The organism is Nocardioides sp. Z50_6, assembly GCF_058215755.1.
Genome location: NZ_JBZAJB010000002.1, coordinates 351266 through 372546, shown reverse-complemented (window position 1 = coordinate 372546; position 21281 = coordinate 351266). Strand labels below are relative to the sequence as shown.

Below are 21281 nucleotides of genomic sequence, written 5' to 3'. Positions count from 1 at the left end.
CACGGGGGCCGTCACCCGGCCGTGGACCGGGCCAGGGTGCGCACCACCGGCACCATCGTCAGCAGCGGCACCAGGAAGACGGCCAGGGTGAGCGCGCCGTAGGTCGCCAGATCGACGGGGGGCACCGTCGGACCGAGGAGGCCCAGTCCCACGCCCAGCGTGGCCGGGACCACCGCCACCGTGCCGATCGCCCACGCCGCCACCCCGACCACCAGGGCCTCGACACCGGCCATCGCGACCAGCTGGCGGCCGGTGGCACCGGTCCGGCGCAGCAGGTTCAGCTCGCTGCGCCGGCCGGCCGTGGTGAGCGCCAGGGTGTTGGCGCCCGCCACCCCCACGAAGACCAGCAGGGCGAGCAGCAGCACCGTCGACAGCGTGCCGCTGGAGCCCGCCGCGCGCGCGGAGGCGACGTACTCCTGCTCGGTCATCGCGGTGAGGCCGAGGCCCGTGACGGCGTCGCGCAGAACGGTGGTGGCCCCGGCGCCCCCGGCGTCCGGGGCACGCAGCAGCACGCTCTCCAGACGGGGGTCGACGCCGTGCGCCGCGGGGGTGGCCCCGCCGACCAGGAAGTCGCCGAACCCGAGGCCCCGGTCGTAGACCGCGACCACCGTCGCCCGTGCCTCGGGGCCCTCCCCCCAGCGGACGGTGATCGCCTCGCCCACCCCCTTGCCCGTCTCGAGCCGGGCGTCGACGCTGATCGCCACGGTGTCGAGGCGGTCCAGGTCGGCGAGCGCGCCGTCCACGACGCCCACGTCGAGCGTTCCCCCGACACCGCCGGCGGGGAGGGCGGAGAGCCGCATCGACTCCCAGGCCAGGGCGCTGGTGGAGTCGCCCCCGAAGCCCCCCATCTCGTCGTCGGTGCGCACCCGGGCCGCGACCGAGGAGAGCGGGACCGCCGCCTCGACGCCGGGCAGGGCGGCGAGCTCCGCGAGGCGCGCCTCCTTCCCGCTGCCGGTGCCGGTGCCGGTGCCGCTGCCGGGCGCGACGACCAGGTCGGCCCGGAGGCCGTCGGCCAGCTGCTGGGCGGCGGCCTCCACCACGGTGTCGTCGACGGTGCTCTGCACCGTGCCCACGGAGACCGCCAGCGCGAGCGGGACCACCGCGGTGGTCAGCCGCCGCGAGAAGCCGCGGGTGTTGGCCAGCGCCAGCCGGGTGGCGGGGCCGCCGCCGAGCCGGCTGGTGGTGCCGAGCAGCCACCCGACCAGCAGGGGACCGGCGAGCGCCGCCGCCCCCACGAGCAGGAACGCCGAGAGCGCGGCGGCCGCGCTGCCGATCGTCCCCGGGACGACGAGCGGGCTGAACGCCGCGGTGAGGCCGGCGACCGTCAGGACGAGCGCGGAGACGCGGCGGGCCCGGTTGAGCCCGCGCGGCTCGACGACGCTGCCGCGGACCGCGGTGGTGGGCGGGGTGCGCAGGGTCTCGCGGGTGGCCAGCCGGGCCGCCAGGTAGGCGACGGGGAGCAGGATCAGCGTGGCGGCGACCACCGGGAGCGGCGAGGTCGTCGTCGCGAACCCCGGCGCCACCACCTGGTCGTCGACGAGCAGCGGGGTCAGCAGCCGGACGACGAAGAGGCCGGGGACCGCGCCGAGGGGCGCCGCGACCAGGGTGATCAGCACGATCTCCAGGCCGACCATCCGCCGTACCTGGCGGCGGGTCGCCCCGACAGCGCGGAGCAGGGCGAAGTCGCGCTGGCGCTGCCTCAGGGCCAGCGAGACCGTGGCGGCGACGACCAGGACGACCATCATCAGCGCGGTGCCGGAGAACGAGGTGGCGAGCGCGACCAGCAGTCCGGAGTCGCCGCCGGAGCGGAGCCCGGACTCGATCAGCACGCCGGTGGCCGAGAGCAGGGCCCCCGCCAGCGCGAGCACCAGGAAGGTGCCGGCGAGCCCGGGCAGGTGCGCGGTCGCACCGGAGCGGGCCAGCCGCCACATGGCGCTCATCGGCCCAGTCCGAGCATGCGAGCGGCGACGGTCTCGGCGGTCGGGTCGTCGAGCTGGTCGACCAGCCGGCCGTCGGCGAGGAAGAGCACCCGGTCGGCGGTGGCGGCCACCTGGGCGTCGTGGGTCACCACGACCACGGTCTGCCCGAGCCGTCGAGCGGTGTCGCGGAGCAGCGCGAGCACCCCGGCGCCGGTGCGCGAGTCGAGCGCGCCGGTCGGCTCGTCGGCGAAGACGACGGTGGGCCGGGTCAGCAGCGCCCGTGCGATCGCGACCCGCTGGGCCTGCCCGCCGGAGAGCTCGCCCGGGCGGCGGTCCTCCATCCCGGCCAGGCCGACGGTCTCCAGCAGCTGGGTCTGCCAGGCCAGGTCCGGCTCGCGACCGGCCAGCACGAGCGGGAGCTGCACGTTGTCGGTGACGCTGAGGTGGGCGACCAGGTTGTACTCCTGGAAGACGAAGCCGACGTGCTCACGGCGGAACCGGGTCAGGGCGTCGGGGGAGAGGAGGCTGATGTCGTGGCCGCCGACGACGACGCTGCCGCTGGTCGGCACGTCGAGTCCGGCCGCGCAGTGGAGCAGGGTCGACTTGCCCGAGCCGGACGGGCCGGTCACCGCGGTGAACGAGCCGGTGGGGAGCGTCAGCGAGACGCCGCGCAGGGCGTGGACCGGCGCCGCGGTGCCGTCGTACTGGCGGTGGACGTCGAGCAGCCGGATGGCGTCGGTGCCGGCATCGGTGCCGGTGCCGGTGCTGTGGACCGGGCTCCGGTCGGGGGTGGAGGTGGTCATCGGGGGCTCCTGGGTCGAGGCGGGGGGAACGCCTTCGACGTTAGGTTTCCGCCCACCCCTGCCGCGAGCGCCGCGGGATGGAGATCGGCGGGTTCCATCCTTCGATGCAACCGGCCGGCTGCGACCCCGGCGGCACCCCGGTCGGGCTCACTCGGGGATGGCGACGACCTTGTTCTGGTAGGCCCAGACCGCGGCCTGGAGACGTGAGCGCACGCCGATCTTGGGCATCATCCGGGCCAGGTGCGACTTCACCGTCGAGGTCTCCAGGAACAGCTCGGCGGCGATCTCGTCGTTCGACATCCCCTGGGCCAGCAGCAGCAGGATGTCGAGCTCGCGGGCGGTGAGCAGCTCCGAGGCCCGCCCGGCGGTGACCGGCCGGGTCTCGCGCCGGGTCACCACCTCGCGGAGCACCCGCTTGGTGAGCGCGTCGTCCAGGGTGCCGTGCCCGCGCGCCACGCTGCGCACCGCGGCGACCAGCACCTCGGGCTCGGCGTCCTTGAGCAGGAAGCCCGACGCCCCGGCCTCCAGCGCCCCGAAGAGGTGCTCGTCGATGTCGAAGGTGGTCAGCACCAGCACCGGGATCGGGTCCTCGACCCCGGGACCGCAGAGCTCGCGGGTGGCGCTGATGCCGTCCTGGTGGGGCATCCGGACATCCATGCAGACCACGTCGGGGCGGAGTCTGCGCGCGGCCTCGACCGCCTCGCGGCCGTCCGCGGCCAGCGCCACGACGGTGAGGTCCGGCTCGGCGCCGAGCAGGGTGCCGAGCCCGGCTCGCACCAGCGGCTGGTCGTCGGCGACGACGACTCGGATCATCGGTCCTCACTCTCGATCTCGTTGCGGGGGGCCCGGTCCAGGTCGGGGAGGTCGGCCCCGAGCGCACCCTCGCGCGGCATCCGCAGCACCACCTGCCAGCCGCCCTCGGGCGTGGGTCCGTGCTCCAGCTGCGCCCCGGTGAGCTCGGCCCGCTCGCGCATGCCCAGCAGCCCGAAGCCGCTGCGAGCCGCGGTGTCCGGCGGCGCCGGGGGCGGGCCGTTGCGCACCGTGAGCTGGGCCACGGCCGGGTCGCGGTCGTCGACGACCACGGTGACCTCGGCGCCGGGCGCGTGGCGGGCGGCGTTGGCCAGGGACTCCTGCACCATCCGGTAGCCGGCCAGCTGGGCCAGCGGGCCGATGCGGGCGCCGAGCGGGTCTGGCCCGGAGAGCACGGTCAGGCCGACCGTGCGTCCGGCGGCGACGGCGTCCTCGACCAGGGCGGTGACGCCGGTCAGCGACTCCGGGCGCACCCGCGCCGGATCGGCCGGGTGGTCCTGCTCGCGCAGCAGCCCGACCAGGCGGCGCAGGTCGCGCAGCACGGCGGTGCTCTGCCGGCGTACCTGGGCGACCCCATCCTTGGCGGCCGCGGGGTCGGAGTCGATCTGGGTGCCGATGGCGGCCGTCATCACCGCGATGCCGGAGAGGTGGTGCGCGGCGATGTCGTGCAGCTCGCGCGCCATCGCGATCCGCTCGCGGGCCACGGCGGCGGCCAGGAGCGCGTCCTGCTCGCGGGCGACCGCGGCGGCCTGGCTCTCCCGCGCCAGCCGGGTCTCCCGCCTGGCGGTGAGCACGACCGCGAGCACCAGCGGGAGGCCGACGCTGCCGACGCCCTGCAGCAGGCCGCCACCGAGCGCGGCCCCGGTGGCCTCCCCGGCGTCCAGGGCGCTCATCGTGATGCCGACGGCGACCAGCAGACCGGCGCCCAGCAGGGCGGGCCAGGAGCGGGCCGCCGGCAGCGCCAGCCCCAGGGTGAGGACCGCGACCATGACCGCCAGGGTGGCCAGGCCCGTCGCGTCACCCAGCCCGCAGGCGGCGGCCACCGGCACCGCCGCCGCGACCAGCAGCAGCACCGCCCTGGGCGCCGTACGGCGCAGCAGCAGGACGGCGGCCTGGGCCAGCAGCGTCCCGGCGCCCAGCCACCAGCTCGTCCCGCCCAGCGCGGGGAGCGTCAGCTCGGCGGAGGGGTCTGCCGCCGCGAGGGCGGGGACGGCGGCCAGCCCGGCGAGCGCGAGCGCGCCGCAGGCCCCGGCGACGCTCAGGTCGACCGCGGTGAGGCGCACGTGGGTAGTCATCGGCCTCGGTCCCCGACCAGGAGACGCGCGGCACCGGCTCGCGACTGAGCTACCTCCCACACGGGGACATCATGCCCGGCGACGCTCCCGCCGCGCGCCGGCGGGCCGGGTGGTGCGAGCCGAGCCGCTACGCGCGCTGCACGAAGGTGCCGCTGAACGGGGAGAAGCCGTTCGGGTACGTCGTGAACGTCAGGACGGGCGCGTTCCACTGGATGTTCTGCGCGCTGTCCATCTGCAGCAGGCCGGTCTCCCAGTCCCACGAGGGGTCGTACTTCGCCATGTCGACGGTCACCCTGGCCACCCGGTCGTTGCTCGGCTGGAAGCCGCTGATGGACACGTAGAACCTGGTGCCGTTGGACCACGGGTCGCTGAAGGTCACCCCGTCGACGGTGCACGTCCCGACGACCTCGTTGGTGGTGCGGTTCAGGATCTCGCAGCTGTCGCCGCCTGCGGTGGCCCAGGTGCCGGAGGTGGCCCGGGCGGCGAATGCGGCCCCGTCGTTCCACCCCGCGACGGTCCGGGTCGCGGTCGTCGCGGCGATGAGGACGAGGGCCACGAGCGCGCCCGTCGCGGCCAGCAGACGTCGGCGCGTGGCGGGCCAGGTCATGCGCTGGCTCCCTTCTTCATCACGTCTTCATGGTTGGAGCGGGACTGGGCGCGGCCGTGACCGGCCGCGCCCAGCAGCCCGCTCACGGGGTCTGGCTCGGCGAGGCGGCGACCAGGTCGCCTGCCCCTTCGTCGTGGTGCGGGTCGCGCGCCACGTGCTGGGGCCTGCCCGTCGGGGCGGTGCCGGGCCGGGGCATCAGGCTCAGGGCGAGGATCGCGGCGACCGCGATCACCAGGGGTACGGCGACGCTCGGGCGCGTCAGCCGCATCCAGGCCTCACCCAGGCCCGCGAACTGCCAGCGCGGGGAGAGCACCGTGTCGTCGGTGACGACGTACTCACCCGCGTCCGGGCTGTCGTTGGCGTCGCCCTGCATCCGGACGTGCCACGAACCGTCGTCGTGCTGCGCCACGTCAATGACGCGGTGCGTGACGAGCCGGTCCGAGACGTCGTTGCGCAGGGACAGCACGTCCCCGGCCTTGACCTCCTCGATCGGGACGGGTGTGGCGACCACCAGGTCGCCGGTCATGATCTCCGGCTCCATGGAGCCGGAGATGACGATGAGCGGCTTGATCACACCCATCGTGGTCGCCAACCAGACTCCCAGGCTGACCACCCCGATGACCGCGAGGCCCCAGACCAGGACGTCAGCGGCCGTGCGCAGGACGCGCACGGCCGCCGCGCGGCCTGCCATCGCCTCAGGACTCTCCGGTGAACCGCAGGGTCATCGTCCCCTCGGCGCCCTGGTAGTCCTCGGGCCAGTCATCGGGGGTGGTGACCTGCAGGATCACCGTGTCGGTGGCCCCGGCGTCGAGCGTGGTGGACGACGGGTCGTGGATGGTGGCGGTCGCCGGCTCGGATCCCTCGAACAGGGTCCCGGCCGTGGTCAGCACGCCCGTGCCGAGCGTGAGCGGCACGCTGCCGGCGTTCTTCAGCTGCAGCGAGACGGTCTTGTCCGCGCCCTGGTTGAGGTTCTCGAACGCGTCCGCAGGGATCGACACCGCATCGTTCTCGGTGTCCGCGTCGTACCAGGTGTTCCCCCCGTCGACGCTCGCCTGCAGCTCGACCTTCTCGACGGCGCTCGCGGTGCCGTCGAACCACGCGTCGTCGGTCCAGACCGCACTGGTCAGGGCCGCCCCGACGCCCAGCACGGCGACGCTGGCCAGCCCGAAGCGGACGATCGCTCCGCGGCGGCGACGCTTGTCGCGGTCCTGGTCGACGTTCACGACGTCAGTCGTAGTCATGTCTGCTCCTTTCCTCGGTTCGGCGTTATGCCGTGATGGTCGGCGCGCGCCAGACCTCCGGGCATGACCGAGCGACCGCACGCTCATGTTCGCGGGCGGTGCACCCGCCGGGCAGGCCCGGCGGGAGGGGGTCGCTGCACGACCGGGGCGGCGGGAGCCGCGACCCGGCGGCCGTCATGGACGCTCGCGCGACACGAAGGATTTTTACCCGCCCGCAGGCACTGGCCAAATGCGTCGGGCGTGACGTTGGTCATCCCCCCGGTCGACGTGAGGCGTTCACCCGAGGGGGAGGCGGATCACCTCGGCGAGGGCACCCGAGGCGTCGCCCGCAGGGTCGCCGGGGGCCGCGTCGGCAGCACGGGCGCGCCCCGCGCTCATGACCACGACCTCCCAGCCGGCGAGGTCCTGGGCGGTGCTCACGTCGACCTCCAGCGACGCCTCCTCGCCCGGCGCGACCCGGAGGGCCGCGGGCCGGACGGGGAGCCGGGCGTCCGGCCCGGTGCCCTCGGGGGACGCCCCGACGCGGACGACGAAGACCGTGTAGCGGTCCTCCTCCTGGCCTGCGTTGCCCAGGACTGCGGTGAGCACCGCCCCGGTCCGCGGCCCCACCGTGAGCCGGGCGTCGTAGGTCGCCGTGAGGTGGCCCGAGGCCGAGGCCTCGGGCGCGCTGATGCCGTCGTCCTCGGTGACCTCGGCACGGTCCGTCCCGGGCTGCAACCGCGGGTCCGCGTCCGAGCAGGCACCGAGCGCGAGCAGGAGCAGGGACGCCGCCCCCGCCACCGCACGTGAGGTGCGGTGCCAGGGACCGCGTCGGGTGCGGCCGTCAGCCGTCGGCACCCTCCGCGCCCTTCTGGTCGCCCATGCCCGGCGTGTCCTTCCCCTTCTTTCCCTTGCTCTTCGGGCCCCTGCTCTTGGGACCCTTGCTCTTCGGATCCTTCGGGTTCTTGCCGCCCTTGCGGGCCGAGTCCTGGAAGGTGGCGTCCTTGCCGGGACCGCCCCGGAGGACGTCGCGGCCAGGACCGCCGACCAGGCGGTCGTTGCCTGCGCCGCCGACCAGGCGGTCGTTGCCGGCGCCGCCGTCGAGGCTGTCGTCGCCCGCGCCGCCGAAGAGGCGGTCGTTCCCGGCGCCGCCCTTGATGACGTCCTTGCCCGCGTCGCCGCAGACGACGTCGTTGCCGCCCTTGCCGTCGATCCTGTCGTTGCCGCCGAGACCCACGATCACGTCGTCACCCGGCGTGCCCACCAGCCGGTCGGCCTTCTCGGTGCCGACGATGGTGGCTGCCCGCCCGTCGCAGGTGGCGGTCACCGCCGGGATGCTGGGGGTCGGGACCGGCGTCGGCAGGGTGGTCGGGCCAGGAGTCGGCGCCACGGTGGGGGCCGGAGTGGGGGACGGAGTGGGCGTCGCCGTCGGGCCGGGGGACGGCGCGGGCGTCGGCGTCGCGGCGTCCGCCAGCTGCTTCCTCAGCGCATCGAGGACCGCCGGGTCGAGCGTGCCGGCCGGCCCGGTGGCGAGGTTGTCGATCACCGACGTGAGCTCGGACCGGAACCCCGGGGCGCTCGGGTCGGGGGCGGTGACCGGGCCGGAGGCCGTGGAGACCCCCGCGCCGAGCAGGTTGCTGTCCAGGACGGCGGTGACGGTGTGGTCGCCCGGCGCCAGGGCGTCGGTGTGGACGGTGACCGCCACCGTGGTGCTGGAGCGCGCCGCGACCGTGACCGGTGCCGGCTGGTCGGCCGGCAGTCCGCTGACCCGCAGCGTGTAGGTCGCGGAGACCTCCGAGGGGTTCTCCACGGAGAAGTGGACGGTCTGGTCGCCGGTCCGGGGGATCAGCGTGCCCGGTCCGACGAAGCCGACCACACCGTCGCCGTCCGCGCTCAGGACGCCCAGCTCGAGGGCGATGTCGGAGGTCAGGGAGTCCTCCGGGGTGATCTGCGGCGGCGCGTCGTCCGCCCCGAGGGCGCCCACGGCCCCGCCGTTGTAGGCCAGGCGCGGCCACTCCGCCCAGGGGGCGCCGCGGGAGTAGTCGAGGCGCGAGGCCCCACCGATCCCCACGAGCTGGTAGGCGTAGTTCATCACCGAGAGGAACGTCGGGTCGTAGGCCAACGTCGTGTGGTCCGGGCCGCCGTGCTTGAGGTTGAGGTTGTGACCCAGCTCGTGCATGAAGGTGCCACGTTCCTGGGTGCGGGTGAAGCCGTGGTCGCCCCAGCCCTCGCCCCCGTCGGTGACGAGGAAGTCCGCCGCGGGGAGGCCGCGGGAGATCCCCGACGAGCAGCGGCCGGACGGGCAGTCGGTGCTGGTGCCGCCCTGGTAGGTGTCGGCGTACACGGCGTAGTGGAAGACCTGGGCGCGGGCGGTCTCGAAGTGCGCGGACTTGAGCGCGTCGAACTCGCCCCAGTCGTAGCCCTCGGCTCCGTAGGAGCCCAGGACGCTGTCGTGGGGCAGGGCGTTGCCGCGGCTGCGGTTCCCCCAGCGGGTGCCCGTCACGGGGTCCATCACGGACCCCGGTCCGGCGTCGATGTGCACGTTGACCGGACCGCCCGGCGCGTTGCGGAAGGAGGCCGCCACGTCGTTGAGCGCGGCCTGGGTGGGGGCGAACGAACGCCCGCCCCAGCAGAGCCAGAAGAAGCAGGACTCCTCGTCCACCATCCAGTCGACCTCGATGAAGAGGTCCGGCACCGCCGGGTCCGCACCCATCGCGGGGAGGTCGATGTCGATCGTGCCGTCCTTGTCGACGTCCACGCCCTCGGTCTCCCAGCTGTCGGGCAGCGAGTCGCCGTCGGCATCGGCGGCGATCGCGGTCAGGGCCAGGCCGCCGGGGTAGCCGTAGCTGTCGTACTCCGCGTACCCGTAGACGCTCACGCCGAAGGTGGTGTTCCCGGTGAGGCGGTGGGTGCCGACCTCGACCGGCAGGGACGCGGTGGAGTAGTCGGTGCCGGGGACCGCGGTGAAGGAGCCCTCGGGGAGCGGCTGACCGTCGAGCCGGATGTCGCCGACGGCACCGGTGCGCGCCACGACGTTGACGAAGTTGTGGGGGATGCCGGAGGCGGGGGTGGCCACGGTGTAGCGGTCGAGGAACTGCTCGGCCGGCGGGATCAGCATCATGAACGGGTCGGAGGTGACCCCGTCGAAGTCGCTGCTGTTGGAGTACTGGGCGAGCATGACGGGCGCGGAGGAGTCCCACTGGTGGCCGCCCTCGCGGATGGTCTCGTACACCTCGCCCCGGTCCAGCGTCGTGACGGCCTCGCCGTCGATCGAGACGACGGTGTCGTCGGCCTGGGCGACGACGCGGAAGGTGTCGCCGTTCTTCCGGGTGGCCAGGGGCGCGGAGATGAACCGCGTGCCCCAGGTGGCGGCCGGGAAGAGCTGCTCCACGTTGTGGTCGCAGGCGTAGAGGTAGACGTCGCCGGGGATGTTGGTGCACCGGTTGCCGGCGAAGACGGCGACGGGCGCGGTGGAGACCACGGTCGTCCCGGAGAGGTGGGCGGTGCCCTCGCCGGTGTTCTGCAGCTGGTAGGTCTCGCCGGCGTCGAGGGTGACGTCGAAGGGCTCGGGGACCTCAGCGCCGGCGAAGTCGCCGTCCGGGGTGATCGTGACGACCGTGTCGTCCTGCGTCGCCACCACGCCGAGCTGGGCCGCGTCGCTCTGGTGGACGAGGGTGTTCGGGGCGTCGAGGACGAAGTACTCGGTGCCGAGGATGTCGACCGGGAGGGCGAGGAAGGCGTCGGTGGTGTGCGTCTCCTGGTTCAGGCCGTAGACGGTCACCTCGTCGACGGCCTCGACCTTGAACCCGGTCTGCTGCACGCTCCCGGAGCCCATCGTCTGCAGGTCGCCCGGGAGGTCCACGGTGGTGATCTCGCCCGGCGTCACCGCGAACGGGATCGGCTGGGGCAGGAGGTCGCCCGACACCGTGCCGGTGGTGGCGCTCTCACCCGTGACGAAGAGCTGCAGATTGGCGGCGGACGACTCGTTCTCCTCGAACATGAGCCAGTACTCGATGCCGGCGGTGTCGGCCGCGGCGAGGCTCGGCCCCCCGGGCACGAGCGCGAGCCCACCTGCCACCAGCAGCGCGGAACCGTAGGAGCAGAGACGACGAAGCATGAGGCCCCCCGGCCATGAGATGCGGCCCACGCTGGGCGGCGGCCCATGCTCCTGGCTCGGATGAGTCCTCGTCAACGCCCGCGGGTCACTGGTACGGACCAGTGCGGAGGGCGTTGGTGGGTTGTGGCCGAAACCGGATTTCTTGCGGACTGTCTGCGGACTGAAACCGCCCCATCGTCCGGCACGGGCCACGGCCCTTCAATGGCGGGTTCGGCTGTTTCCGCACGGCGCCGTGCATCCACCGACGGGCCTTGGTGAGGGTCGCCGTGAAGCGGTCGGCTGTGGCGCGGCCACGTCATAGGCGGGGAAAAGACGATCTTCGATCCGCAATTCTGCCGAGGCAGATCTAAGGTCGTGACGTGAGAGAACTCCCCGTCCTCGATGCGACTGACCAGCGCATCCTCGGCAGCCTGCTGGAGAAGCAGACGACCGTGCCCGCCACCTATCCCCTCTCCGCAAAGGCACTGGTCTCGGCGTGCAACCAGACGAGCAGCCGCGACCCCGTCACCGACCTCGACCAGCAGATGGTCGAGCGGACCGCGAAGTCGCTCAAGGAGCGCGGGCTGCTGCGGATCGTGTGGTCCGACACCGGGCGCCGGACACTGAAGTACCACCAGATCCTCGACGAGCACCTCGCCCTCGAGCCCGACGAGCGAGCGCTGCTTACGGTCCTGCTGCTCCGCGGCGCGCAGGCGCCGGGTGAGCTGCGCACCCGCACCGAGCGGTTGCACGGGTTCGCCGACCGGGGCCAGGTCGAGGAGTGCCTGCGCCGAATGGCGAGCCGCCCGCAACCGCTGGTGTGCGAACTCGAGCGCTCGTCCGGCCAGCAGGATCCGCGTTGGATCCACCTCCTGGGCGCCGCGCCGGAGCAGACCTCAGCCGAAATCGACCCAGCTGGGAGTGCCGACCCGTCGCGCATCCGCGTCACGCAGATCATCGCCGACCTCCACGTACCCGACCTCCCCGCCTCCAGGAGCTTCTACAGCGACTACCTCGGGTTAGCCGAAGAGGAGTTCAACCTGGGCTGGGTGGCCCGCCACACGTCGCCGGTATCCAGGGCGACGCTCCAGGTGATGACCAGCGATGCCACCGCGCCCGTGGACCCCGTCGTCTCGGTCATGGTCGACGACGTCGAAGCCGCCTACCGCCAAGCACAGGAGCGTGGGTACGAGATCGTGCATCCCCTGACGACCGAGGCATGGGGCGTGACTCGGTTCTTCGTCCGCGCTCCCGATGGCAACGTGCTCAACGTCGTTCAGCAGCACGCAAGCTGAGGGTCTTGGTCATCCGCGGGGGTAAGACGCGACTTCCGTCGAGCACCAGCCGAACGTCGCACGTCATGAGGAGTTATCTGTGGCGCCGATGACCGCGGCGACCTGATGTCCCGCGGCTATCGAGGCGTCGTCGTCGGCAGGCACACCGCGATCAGCTATGACATCGAGTCGAGTCATGGCGACCGACCAGTGGTCGGCCTCGAGATCGGTCCACGAGGTCGACCATCCGGATGCGGCCAGCCGCGTTGCGAGCCCCCGGACCAGGGCGGGTGTCGCACACTCCGAAGGGCGAGCCGACCCGGTGGCTGTTCGACGAGCGCGGCAAGCCGTGGCACGACAACCTCGTCGACTACCGCTGGCGCTCGACCCGCGCAGACGCCCGGGTCACGTACAAGCTGCACGAGCTCCGGCACTATTTCGCCAGTGGTCTGATCGCCGCCGGGTGCGACGTCGTCACCGTCCAGCGGGCGATGGGCCACGCATCAGCGACGACGACGCTGAGCACCTACGCGCATTTGTGGCCGACGGCTGAGGACAAGACCCGAGCAGCCGCGTCAGAGATGGCCACGGCAGTCCTCGCTACCGACCTCACCGCGACAACTCGGAGGCATGTGCTGCCGGGAGATGAGACCGTTGCTCCATGAGATGGGTCCGTCGCACCAGGGTGTCCCAGGAGGACAAGGACTGGGAGCGGAAGAAGGTCGAGATCGAGGCGGCCAAGCGTCAGCGTTTCGCCCAGACCGCCACGCAGCGCGATCTTGTCACCGAGGTGTCCCGGATCCTCTTCGAGGCCGATCCAATCGGCATCAACTTCGAGTCGAACACCGACGAGTACGACGCCGAAGCCGAGACGGTCGTTATTGGCTTGGCAGGCGCGCGCAGCGCCGACGACGTCCGGTCGCTAACTCATGAGGCGTTCGTGCAGTGGTTCGACCCGCAGACGGCCGGGCCCGCCGAGCGATACACGTCTGTCGCGGCCGCAATCTGGGATGCCTGGCGCCGAGCACAGGGGCAATCAGCGCTGGCACCGGGAAGCGACGCATCTGCCGCTGTCGGCTTCGTACCTCGATGACGCGCTCGGAGACCTGGTCGCTGCTGCCGTCCTCCTGCCCGACGCAGAATCGACAATCCGGGTGTCGTGGGCCGAGGAACCTGGCGAGTTCCGCTGGGTGCTTGACCGTTCCGGGGATCAGCTGGCTGTTCGAATTCTCTGGTTCGACTCGCTCTGGGGACCGGACGCCGACGAGAAGGGCAAGGTCTTGCTCGACGCTACGTGCTCGCTGGTCGCGTTCCAGCGCGCGATCGCCTCGGGTGCGCGGGCTGTGCTGGACGAATGGGGCGAGGACGGCTACCGAGCGAAGTGGATCGACCACGACTTCCCAACTGCCACGCTCGTTGAGCTCGAGAGCGTTATCTGAGCCGAGTCCTCCCTCATAGCCGATGAGGTGTGATCCGGCCGGGTTTCGTGCGCCCGGGCATCCCGTCATGGACCGCCGTGCCAATCGCAAGGAAGCCCGATCGCGGCCTTGCATCGAACCGGCTCGCAGGTGTTTGTCGAGCCCGCCTAGCCACTCTCCAAGGTGATCGTCCTGATCGCCTGCTTTGGCTCGCCATTCTCTGTCCAGCGGGCGCTGATCTCTACTGTGTTACCCGACGCGCCCCAGCTCGGGGTAGGGATGAGGGTCGTCATTGATCGCCTCCTGGCCGTGCGCCACATTCTTTCGGCGCCCGACAGCGATTCTTGCCACGCATCTGCCACGCACGCGGCCCTAACAGGCCTCTGACCTGCACAAACCCGCCAGATCAGTAATACCAGGGGAACGGCGACCAGTCCGGCTCGCGCTTCTCCAGGAACTGGTCGCGACCCTCCTGCGCCTCGTCGGTCATGTAGGCCAGCCGGGTGGCCTCGCCCGCGAAGAGCTGCTGGCCGACCAGGCCGTCGTCGAGGAGGTTGAAGGAGTACTTGAGCATCCGCTGGGCGGTCGGCGACTTGCCGTTGATCTTGGCGCCCCACTCCAGCGCGACCTTCTCCAGCTCGGCGTGCGTCACCACCCGGTTGACCGCGCCCATCCGGTGCATCGTCTCGGCGTCGTACTCCTCGGCGAGGAAGAAGATCTCCCGGGCGAACTTCTGCCCGACCTGGCGGGCGAGGTACGCCGACCCGTAGCCGCCGTCGAAGGAGCCCACGTCGGCGTCGGTCTGCTTGAAGCGGGCGTGCTCCGCGCTGGCCAGCGTCAGGTCGCAGACCACGTGGAGGGAGTGGCCGCCGCCAGCCGCCCAGCCGGGCACCACGCAGATGACCACCTTGGGCATGAAGCGGATCAGCCGCTGGCACTCCAGGATGTGGAGCCGGGCCAGCTTGGCCCGGTCGATGACGCTCGGCTCCTCCGCGCCGGTGTCGGCGGCGCCGATCGTCTTGTCCTCGTACTGGTAGCCGGCCTTGCCGCGGATCCGCTGGTCGCCGCCGGTGCAGAAGGCCCACTTGCCGTTCTTGGCGCTCGGCCCGTTGCCGGTGAGGATCACGCAGCCCACGTCGGCGCTGGTGCGGGCGTGCTCCAGGGTGCTGAGCAGCTCGTCGACGGTGTGCGGCCGGAAGGCGTTGAGCACGTCGGGGCGGTCGAAGGCGATCCGCACCGTGCCGTGGGCCTTCGCCCGGTGGTAGGTCAGGTCGGTCAGGTCCTCGAAGCCGGGGACGACGTCCCAGTCGGCCGGGTCGAAGATCTCGGAGACTCCGTCGATCGCGCTCATGGCGGCGAGGCTACCGGTGCCCGGATCCCCGCCCGGCCGGGGATCCACGAACCTCGTGCAGGATGACGCCATGACCGACACGCTCCCCTTCGACGTCGCGCGGGTGCGCGCGGACTTCCCGGCCCTCGACCTCGGGGTCGCCCACTTCGACGGCCCCGGTGGCACCCAGGTGCCGCGCCAGGTCGCCGACGCGGTGGCGGGCACGCTGACCGCCGGACTCTCCAACCGCGGCACCGTCACCGACTCCGAGCGCCGCGCCGAGGACGTCGTCCGGGATGCCCGGTCGGCCGTCGCCGACCTGCTCGGCTGCGACGCGGCGGGCGTGGTCTTCGCCCGCTCGATGACCCAGGCGACGTACGACGTGGCGCGCGCGCTCTCGCGTCAGTGGCGGGACGGCGACGAGGTGGTCGTCACCCGGCTCGACCACGACTCCAACATCCGCCCCTGGGTCCAGGCCGCGGAGGCCGTCGGGGCGGCGGTGCGGTGGGTGGGGTTCGACCCGGTCACCGGCGAGCTCGACCTGGCGGGCCTGCGGGCGCTGCTCTCGGAGCGGACCCGTCTGGTCGCCGTCACCGCCGCCTCCAACGTGCTCGGCACCCGCCCCGACGTGCGCGCCATCGCCGACGCCGTCCACGCCGCCGGGGCGCTGCTCTACGTCGACGGCGTCCACCTGACCCCGCACGCGCCCGTCGACGTGGTGGAGCTGGGCGCGGACTTCTTCGCCTGCTCGCCCTACAAGTTCTTCGGGCCGCACCACGGACTCGTGGTCGCCGACCCGGCTCTGCTCGAGACGCTGCACCCCGACAAGCTGCTGCCCTCCTCCGACGCCGTGCCCGAGCGGTTCGAGCTCGGCACGCTCCCCTACGAGCTGCTCGCCGGCACCACCGCGGCGATCGACTACCTCGCCGCGATGGCGCCGGGGTCGGAGGCGGCTGACCGGCGGAGCCGGATCACCGCGTCGATGCGCGCGGCCGAGGCACACGAGGAGCGGCTCTTCGCCCGGCTCCTGGAGGGGCTGGAGGGGCTGGAGCGGGTGCGGCTGCACGGCAGTCCGGTACGCCGGACCCCCACCGCCTACTTCACCCTCGAGGGCGTCTCGGGGCGCGAGGTGCACGAGCGGCTGGCAGCCGTGGGGGTCAACGCGCCGGCGAGCCACTTCTACGCGATCGAGGCGTCGCGGCACCTGGGCCTCGGCGACGAGGGCGCGGTGCGCGCGGGCTTGGCGCCCTACACCGACGAGGGGGACGTCGACCGGCTGCTCGAGGGGCTCGCCGGGCTCTGACGACCCGGTCGCCCGTTCGCCTCCGGCTAGAGGGCCGGGGGCGTGGCAAGGACCCGGCGGACGTCTGCGAGCACCGTGGCGAGCGGCCGGTCGGCGTCCACGACGGTGAAGGTGGGCCACTCCGGAGCCAGGCCCAGGCTGCGGCCAGCCGCATGACCACGTGGCGGAACCGCTGCTCCACCGCCTCGAGCCGTGCGGTGCCGAGCCACGCCTGGGCGTCCGGGCGCGGCCGAGCGACTGAGCCCGCGACTCCGGGCACCCTCCCCCCACGGCTCTCTGCGCCCGGCGTCGGCGGCAGGCTGTCCCCACGAGGGCCCCCCTGATCCGTCCGGCTTCGGGCAGACTGATGGCGTGATCGAGGGTGAGCTGGGGGACTTCATTCGGAGCCGACGGGAGGCGGTGCGACCCGCCGACGTGGGCCTGCCCGCGGGAGTGCGCCGCCGCACTCCGGGGCTGCGCAGAGCCGAGCTGGCCACCCTGTCCGGGATCAGCGTCGAGTACCTGACCCGGATCGAGCAGGGTCGGGACCGCCATCCGTCGACGCAGGTGCTGGCCGCCCTCGCCCAGGCGCTCCGGCTCAGCGACACCGACCGCGACCACCTCAGGGCACTGTCGGACGTCAGTCACGGCACCGAGCTGCTCTGTGCCGCCGCCCGCGGCACCGACCGCAGCGTCCGGGCCGGCACCCGGGCGATCCTGGAGCGCCTGGACCCGACGCCGGCCTGTGTGGTCAACCACCTGTCCGACGTGCTGGCGTGGAACGAGGGCTACGACCACGTGGCCCGCCCCCTCGGGATCCTCGACGACCCCGCGCCGAACCTGCTGCGGTTCACCTTCGCCCACCCCCACGCGAAGGACGCGTTCGGGGACTGGGCCGACCTCGCCGACCATCAGGTCGCCAGGCTCCACCGGCTGCGGCGTGGCGATCCCGCCGTGGCGACCCTGGTCGCCGAGCTGGAAGGGTCCGCCGAGTTCGCTCGACGATGGGAGCGGCGACCCCTCGATGACGAGCGAGGATCACGGGTCACCGCTCTGGTGCACCCACGGGTCGGCACCCTGCGACTGGCCGAGGAGACGCTGCGGCTCTCCGATCACGGTCTCCAGGACCTCGTCATCCTCCTGCCCGCGGACGACGCGACCTCGAGCGGGCTGGACCTGCTCGCCGGCCGCAGACCCGGTGCCCTGCGCGCCGTCACCCACTGACCCCGCTCCCGATCCGACGAGACCACTGAACCGGAGGACCCGCACGTGCACGCGATCATGCGCTACGAGATCAGACCCGCCGAGCTCGACACCCACCTGAGGCTGCTGAGGGCCGTCTACGCCGAGCTCGCCGCACGACAGCCCGAGGGCCTGGTCTGGGCGAGCTATCAGCTGGAGCGGCCCACCGAGTTCCTGGAGGTCATGGGCGGCCCCGATCTTCCGCACCCGCTGCCGGGCCTCCCCGCGTTCCAGGCATACCGCGCGGGTCTGGAGGATCGCTGCGAGGCCCCGCCCCAGTTCAGTGAGGTCGGCCTGGTGGGCGCCTACGGTCACGGCGACCTCGCGGACCCGGTCGAACGGTGAGTGACGCGTGAGTGCGTCCCAGGAGAAGCCGGCACCCGCCCCGCGGCACGACGAGTACGACGTGGTGGTGGTCGGGTCCGGCGGAGCCGGCCTGACGGCGGCGTTGGCGGCAGCAGTCCGGGGCGCCCGGGTGCTCGTCGTCGAGGCCGCCGACAGGTTCGGCGGATCCACGTCTGTCTCGGGGGGCCAGGTGTGGGTGCCGGGGAACCACCGTGCGACAGAGCTCGGCCCGCAGCACAAGGACACCCTCGAGGACGCCCGCGAGTACTGCACCCACCACTCCCCCGGACGTGACCCGACGTTGATCGACGCTTTCCTCGCCGCCGCCCCGCGGATGGCCCGCGCGATCGAGGAGCACACGCCGATCCGGTTCCGGCCGATGCGCTCGCCGGACTCGCTCGCGGACGGGCCCGGCGGACGGCTCGCGGGCCGCAACCTCGAGGTGGCTCCGGTCGCGAGCGGCGACTTCGCCCCCTGGCAGGAGTGGGTGTGGTCGCCGCCCTACCCCGCGGTGCTCACCAACGAGGAGGTGACAGACCATCGGCTGGTCTTCGGAGGCGAGGTGCCGATGGAGCTGATCGGGCCGCGGATGGCGGCCGGGCAGGTGACCCTGGGCGTGGGACTCGTCGTCGGCCTGCTGCGGGGGTGCGTCGCCGCGGGGGCCGAGCTGGTCCGCGGCTGCCGGGTGATCGAGCTGGAGCAGGACGCCGATCGCGTCACCGCGGTGGTCGTTGAGCAGGCGGGCGTCTCGCGCCGCCTGGGGGCGCGCCGAGGAGTGGTGCTGGCCACCGGCGGGTTCGAGCACGACCGAGGACTGGCGGCTCGGCTCCTCGCGCTGCCCGATCCGCACCCGGCGACACCACCGGTGAGCCACGGTGACGGTCTGCGGCTCGCCGCCAGAGCGGGGGCGATGGTCGGGCACCTCTCCGAGAGCTGGTGCTGGCCGGTCAAGCCCGCCACCGCGACCTGGGCCGGCGCCACCGGCACGCCCCGGCCCGAGATCATCCTCGCCGAGCGGGCGCTGCCGCACGTGGTCTGGGTCAACCCGGCAGGCCGTCGGTTCGTCAACGAGGCCAGCCACAACTGTGCGCTGAGCTTCACCGAGCTCGACCCCGCAACCAACCGAGCTCGCAACCTGCCCGTCTACGCCGTCGGCGACGCCCAGTACCGCCGTGCCTACACGCTGGCCGGGGCCGCGCCCGGGGACCCTCTGCCGGACTGGGTCGTGGTGGCCGACACGCTCACCGAGCTGGCGGTCGAGATCGGCGTGCCCGCCGAATCGTTGAACGCCACCATCGCCGCCTTCAACGAGTCGGCGTCGGCCGGTCGCGACGCCGAGTTCGGTCGGGGCGACGGTGCCTACGACCGGCATCTCGGGGACCCCGCCGCCGCCCACCCGAACCTCGGCACGGTCGAGGCGCCGCCGTTCTTCGCGATGCCCGTGCTTCCGGGCCTGGTCGGGACCAAGGGCGGTGCCTGCACCGGCACCGACGCGCAGGTCCTGGGCTGGGAGGGCCGGCCGGTCCCCGGGCTCTACGCCGCCGGCAACGCAGCCGACTCGGTGATCGGGCCAGGCATCCTGTCCTCGGGCATGACCCTAGGCCTGGCGCTGACCTGGGGCCACGTCGCCGGGTCGGCCGCCGTCGAGCCAGCGGCAGGTTGAACCGTCGCTGCGGACGCTCACTCCTCCAGCGCCCGCAGCGCTCGGCCGCGGGTCGTCCGCAGCCGCCCGAGCGGGCCGGCCCAGCGAGAGACGTCGAGGTCCCGACGGCTGGTGAGCTGGTGCGGATCGGTCTCGAGGTCGTAGAGCTCCCACTCGCCGCGCTCGTGGTGGTCGATGAAGACGTGAGGCCCCTCGCGCAGCATCGCCCACCCGAGGTTAGTGTTCTCCACCAGCAGCCGGCGGCGCCAGGCCGACCAGTCGCCGGTGCGCAGCGGCTCCAGGAGCGAGCGGCCGTCGAGGTCGCGGCCGGCGTCGGGGTCGAGCCCGGCGATCTGCAGGGTGGTCGGCATGAGGTCGACCTGGGAGACCAGCGCGTCGCTGACCGCGGGCGTCACGCCGGGGCCGCGGATGACGTACGGCACCCCGGCGGACTCCTCGTAGGGCTGCTCCTTGCGGAAGAGCCGGTGCTCGCCCATCAGGTAGCCGTTGTCGGAGAAGAAGAAGACCCAGGTCCGCTCGTGCTGGCCTGTCTCGCGGAGCACGTCGAGCACCCGGGCGACCTGGTCGTCGAGGTCCTGCAGCTCCTCGAGCTTGCCCTCGAGGACCTCGCGCATCCGCGCCGGGTCCTGCGGTGGGAGGTCCCGCATCCAGCTCGGCTTGTCCGCCATGTCGGGCTCGTTGAGGGCCGGCGGGTCCCAGCGCACGCCGTCGAAGTCGTCGCGGTGCCGCCGGCTCGGCGTGTAGGGGTCGTGCGGGGCCGAGGTCGACCAGACGGCGAACCACGGGCCGCGCCCCGCCTGCCGTTCCAGGTACGTCGTGAGCCGGTCGAGCGCGAACCGGTCGGCCGCCCGCTGGGAGCCGGCCTCCCACTTCTCGCCGTCGACGTTGACCCCTCCGCCCGACCCCACGGTCGTCACCCAGCGCCGCCAGCCGGGCGCGACGTACGCCGGGTCCCGGGAGAGTCCGTTCATGTACTTGCCGAAGTACCCCGTGTCGTAGTCGGTGCCGGCAAGGAGCCGGGTGGCGACCGTGTCGCGGTCGAGTCCCTGCTCCACGAACGGGCGGTGCGTCTGGTTGGTGCTGCACCCGTGGTGGTGGGGGTAGCGGCTGGTCAGCATCGACGCCCGCGCCGGCCCGCACCAGGGCATCGCGGCGTACCCGCGGTCGAACCGGACGCCGCGCCCCACCAGCCGCTGCCACGTCCTCGGCATCCGCTCCAGGGTGGCGCGCGGTTGGTCGTCGGTGATGATCCACAGCACGTTGTCGGACATGCTGCGGCAGCGTAGCGGTGGCCACCGCGCCCGCAGGCCCACCTCGACGGCGGTGGTCCCCGGAGATGCCGGGGTGTTCACGCCGTCGAGCCTCCGCAGCCACGCCGCTGCCGCCTCCGCGTTCAGCGCCCCGGACACGCCCAGCCGGAACAGCTTCCGCTCGGTCGTCGCGTAGGCACCCCACACCGTCCACACCACCTGCGACTTCGCGCGCCGCTTCCCCTGGCTGACCGTGGACAGGAACCCGAACTCGTCCAGGGCGACAACCGCCGGCCACGACTCGCCAGCGAACACCGGGCCGCACACCACCGGGGTGAACGCCGCCGTCCAGTCCCCGGCCAGCTGCCCGTTTGCGCCGAACCTGTGCGCACCCGGCCAGTGACGGGCACGCCCGACCGCGGCCCGCGCCGCCCGCGCCGAGTGCCGGTAGGAGGTTCCCGACCCCACCCTGATGAGCGTCTCCGCGATGAGCCGGGCCGCAAACTCGTACTGCCGCGGATGCTGAGGCCCCTCGAAGGCCGCGACCTGGGTCTCGCACGAGGGACAGGAGTGGCCCCCGTCAGCCAGGAGCGCGCGAGGCAGCTTCTCGGAGAACCGGTGAGCAGGTTCCCCCTCGGGACGGCACCACCACAGATGCCGGCGCGCGCCCGCACGGCCGTAGGTTCCGGCCCGCACCACCTGGGAACCCTCGTGTCCCCGAGGGCAG

At 73.0% G+C, this 21281-nt stretch carries 19 protein-coding genes; 8 read left to right on the top strand and 11 right to left on the bottom strand.

Annotated features, from left to right (window positions below; all coding sequences use genetic code 11):
- Positions 1 to 11 precede the first annotated feature (11 nt).
- The 9 genes from AC4BGE_RS06440 to AC4BGE_RS06400 form a co-directional block, all read right to left on the bottom strand.
- Entirely contained in the window at positions 12 to 1940 is a 1929-nt protein-coding gene (locus AC4BGE_RS06440) for an FtsX-like permease family protein (RefSeq protein WP_490574722.1), read from the bottom strand.
- The gene (locus AC4BGE_RS06435) at positions 1937 to 2722 is read right to left on the bottom strand and encodes an ABC transporter ATP-binding protein (protein ID WP_490574721.1); all 786 of its coding nucleotides are present in this window, start codon (positions 2720 to 2722) and stop codon (positions 1937 to 1939) included. The genes AC4BGE_RS06440 and AC4BGE_RS06435 overlap by 4 nt, the downstream gene beginning before the upstream one ends.
- Positions 2723 to 2869: 147 nt before the next feature.
- On the bottom strand, positions 2870 to 3535 hold the full coding sequence (locus tag AC4BGE_RS06430; RefSeq protein WP_490572520.1) for a response regulator: 666 nt from the start codon (positions 3533 to 3535) through the stop codon (positions 2870 to 2872).
- The gene (locus AC4BGE_RS06425) at positions 3532 to 4827 is read right to left on the bottom strand and encodes a sensor histidine kinase (RefSeq protein ID WP_490574720.1); all 1296 of its coding nucleotides are present in this window, start codon (positions 4825 to 4827) and stop codon (positions 3532 to 3534) included. The genes AC4BGE_RS06430 and AC4BGE_RS06425 overlap by 4 nt, the downstream gene beginning before the upstream one ends.
- Before the next feature lie 127 nt (positions 4828 to 4954).
- Positions 4955 to 5434: a hypothetical protein gene (locus AC4BGE_RS06420; RefSeq protein WP_490572522.1), complete on the bottom strand. Its 480-nt coding sequence runs from the start codon at positions 5432 to 5434 to the stop codon at positions 4955 to 4957.
- An 82-nt stretch (positions 5435 to 5516) separates the two neighbouring features.
- Positions 5517 to 6125 carry a signal peptidase I gene (locus tag AC4BGE_RS06415; protein WP_490574719.1) on the bottom strand — a complete coding sequence of 203 codons (609 nt, stop codon included), beginning with the start codon at positions 6123 to 6125 and terminating at the stop codon, positions 5517 to 5519.
- Between the two features lie 4 nt (positions 6126 to 6129).
- Entirely contained in the window at positions 6130 to 6675 is a 546-nt protein-coding gene (locus AC4BGE_RS06410; RefSeq protein WP_490574718.1) for a hypothetical protein, read from the bottom strand.
- A gap of 276 nt (positions 6676 to 6951) precedes the next feature.
- A complete protein-coding gene (locus AC4BGE_RS06405) occupies positions 6952 to 7512 on the bottom strand; it encodes a hypothetical protein (protein WP_490574717.1) in 561 nt (186 codons plus the stop codon).
- Complete coding sequence (locus AC4BGE_RS06400) at positions 7499 to 10771, bottom strand: hypothetical protein (protein WP_490574716.1); 3273 nt, start codon at positions 10769 to 10771, stop codon at positions 7499 to 7501. The genes AC4BGE_RS06405 and AC4BGE_RS06400 overlap by 14 nt, the downstream gene beginning before the upstream one ends.
- A gap of 359 nt (positions 10772 to 11130) precedes the next feature.
- Between AC4BGE_RS06400 and AC4BGE_RS06395 the strand changes: the two genes are divergently transcribed.
- From AC4BGE_RS06395 to AC4BGE_RS06380, 4 genes are all read left to right on the top strand, one after another.
- Positions 11131 to 12045: a DUF480 domain-containing protein gene (locus AC4BGE_RS06395; RefSeq protein WP_490574715.1), complete on the top strand. Its 915-nt coding sequence runs from the start codon at positions 11131 to 11133 to the stop codon at positions 12043 to 12045.
- Between the two features lie 269 nt (positions 12046 to 12314).
- The gene (locus AC4BGE_RS06390) at positions 12315 to 12689 is read left to right on the top strand and encodes a tyrosine-type recombinase/integrase (RefSeq protein WP_490574714.1); all 375 of its coding nucleotides are present in this window, start codon (positions 12315 to 12317) and stop codon (positions 12687 to 12689) included.
- Between the two features lie 20 nt (positions 12690 to 12709).
- Positions 12710 to 13117 (top strand): hypothetical protein, encoded by a 408-nt coding sequence (locus tag AC4BGE_RS06385; protein ID WP_490574713.1) that lies wholly within the window; start codon positions 12710 to 12712, stop codon positions 13115 to 13117.
- Positions 13035 to 13463, top strand: coding sequence for a hypothetical protein (locus AC4BGE_RS06380; protein WP_490574712.1), 429 nt, complete (start codon positions 13035 to 13037; stop codon positions 13461 to 13463). The genes AC4BGE_RS06385 and AC4BGE_RS06380 overlap by 83 nt, the downstream gene beginning before the upstream one ends.
- Positions 13464 to 13848: 385 nt before the next feature.
- Here AC4BGE_RS06380 and AC4BGE_RS06375 read toward each other — a convergent pair whose 3' ends face one another.
- On the bottom strand, positions 13849 to 14793 hold the full coding sequence (locus tag AC4BGE_RS06375) for a 1,4-dihydroxy-2-naphthoyl-CoA synthase (protein ID WP_490574711.1): 945 nt from the start codon (positions 14791 to 14793) through the stop codon (positions 13849 to 13851).
- A gap of 70 nt (positions 14794 to 14863) precedes the next feature.
- Here AC4BGE_RS06375 and AC4BGE_RS06370 point away from each other — a divergent pair, with 70 nt between their 5' ends.
- From AC4BGE_RS06370 to AC4BGE_RS06355, 4 genes are all read left to right on the top strand, one after another.
- A complete protein-coding gene (locus tag AC4BGE_RS06370; protein WP_490574710.1) occupies positions 14864 to 16075 on the top strand; it encodes a cysteine desulfurase-like protein in 1212 nt (403 codons plus the stop codon).
- 351 nt (positions 16076 to 16426) lie between these two features.
- Positions 16427 to 17278, top strand: coding sequence for a helix-turn-helix domain-containing protein (locus AC4BGE_RS06365; RefSeq protein ID WP_490572533.1), 852 nt, complete (start codon positions 16427 to 16429; stop codon positions 17276 to 17278).
- A 45-nt stretch (positions 17279 to 17323) separates the two neighbouring features.
- Positions 17324 to 17641: an OrsD domain-containing protein gene (locus AC4BGE_RS06360; protein WP_490572534.1), complete on the top strand. Its 318-nt coding sequence runs from the start codon at positions 17324 to 17326 to the stop codon at positions 17639 to 17641.
- Positions 17642 to 17648: 7 nt separating this feature from the next.
- Positions 17649 to 19304 (top strand): FAD-dependent oxidoreductase, encoded by a 1656-nt coding sequence (locus AC4BGE_RS06355; RefSeq protein WP_490574709.1) that lies wholly within the window; start codon positions 17649 to 17651, stop codon positions 19302 to 19304.
- Between the two features lie 17 nt (positions 19305 to 19321).
- On the opposite strand, the gene AC4BGE_RS06350 is transcribed toward AC4BGE_RS06355, so the two are convergent.
- Positions 19322 to 21022 carry a sulfatase-like hydrolase/transferase gene (locus AC4BGE_RS06350; protein WP_490574708.1) on the bottom strand — a complete coding sequence of 567 codons (1701 nt, stop codon included), beginning with the start codon at positions 21020 to 21022 and terminating at the stop codon, positions 19322 to 19324.
- Between the last annotated feature and the right edge of the window lie 259 nt (positions 21023 to 21281).

What these genes read in the sequence shown, in the direction of transcription:
- AC4BGE_RS06440 (WP_490574722.1), bottom strand. Translation starts at nt 1,940, where the DNA reads ATGAGCGCCATGTGGCGGCTGGCCCGCTCCGGTGCGACCGCGCACCTG.
- AC4BGE_RS06435 (WP_490574721.1), bottom strand. Translation starts at nt 2,722, where the DNA reads ATGACCACCTCCACCCCCGACCGGAGCCCGGTCCACAGCACCGGCACC.
- AC4BGE_RS06430 (WP_490572520.1), bottom strand. Translation starts at nt 3,535, where the DNA reads ATGATCCGAGTCGTCGTCGCCGACGACCAGCCGCTGGTGCGAGCCGGG.
- AC4BGE_RS06425 (WP_490574720.1), bottom strand. Translation starts at nt 4,827, where the DNA reads ATGACTACCCACGTGCGCCTCACCGCGGTCGACCTGAGCGTCGCCGGG.
- AC4BGE_RS06420 (WP_490572522.1), bottom strand. Translation starts at nt 5,434, where the DNA reads ATGACCTGGCCCGCCACGCGCCGACGTCTGCTGGCCGCGACGGGCGCG.
- AC4BGE_RS06415 (WP_490574719.1), bottom strand. Translation starts at nt 6,125, where the DNA reads ATGGCAGGCCGCGCGGCGGCCGTGCGCGTCCTGCGCACGGCCGCTGAC.
- AC4BGE_RS06410 (WP_490574718.1), bottom strand. Translation starts at nt 6,675, where the DNA reads ATGACTACGACTGACGTCGTGAACGTCGACCAGGACCGCGACAAGCGT.
- AC4BGE_RS06400 (WP_490574716.1), bottom strand. Translation starts at nt 10,771, where the DNA reads ATGCTTCGTCGTCTCTGCTCCTACGGTTCCGCGCTGCTGGTGGCAGGT.
- AC4BGE_RS06380 (WP_490574712.1), top strand. Translation starts at nt 13,035, where the DNA reads ATGCCTGGCGCCGAGCACAGGGGCAATCAGCGCTGGCACCGGGAAGCG.
- AC4BGE_RS06375 (WP_490574711.1), bottom strand. Translation starts at nt 14,793, where the DNA reads ATGAGCGCGATCGACGGAGTCTCCGAGATCTTCGACCCGGCCGACTGG.
- AC4BGE_RS06370 (WP_490574710.1), top strand. Translation starts at nt 14,864, where the DNA reads ATGACCGACACGCTCCCCTTCGACGTCGCGCGGGTGCGCGCGGACTTC.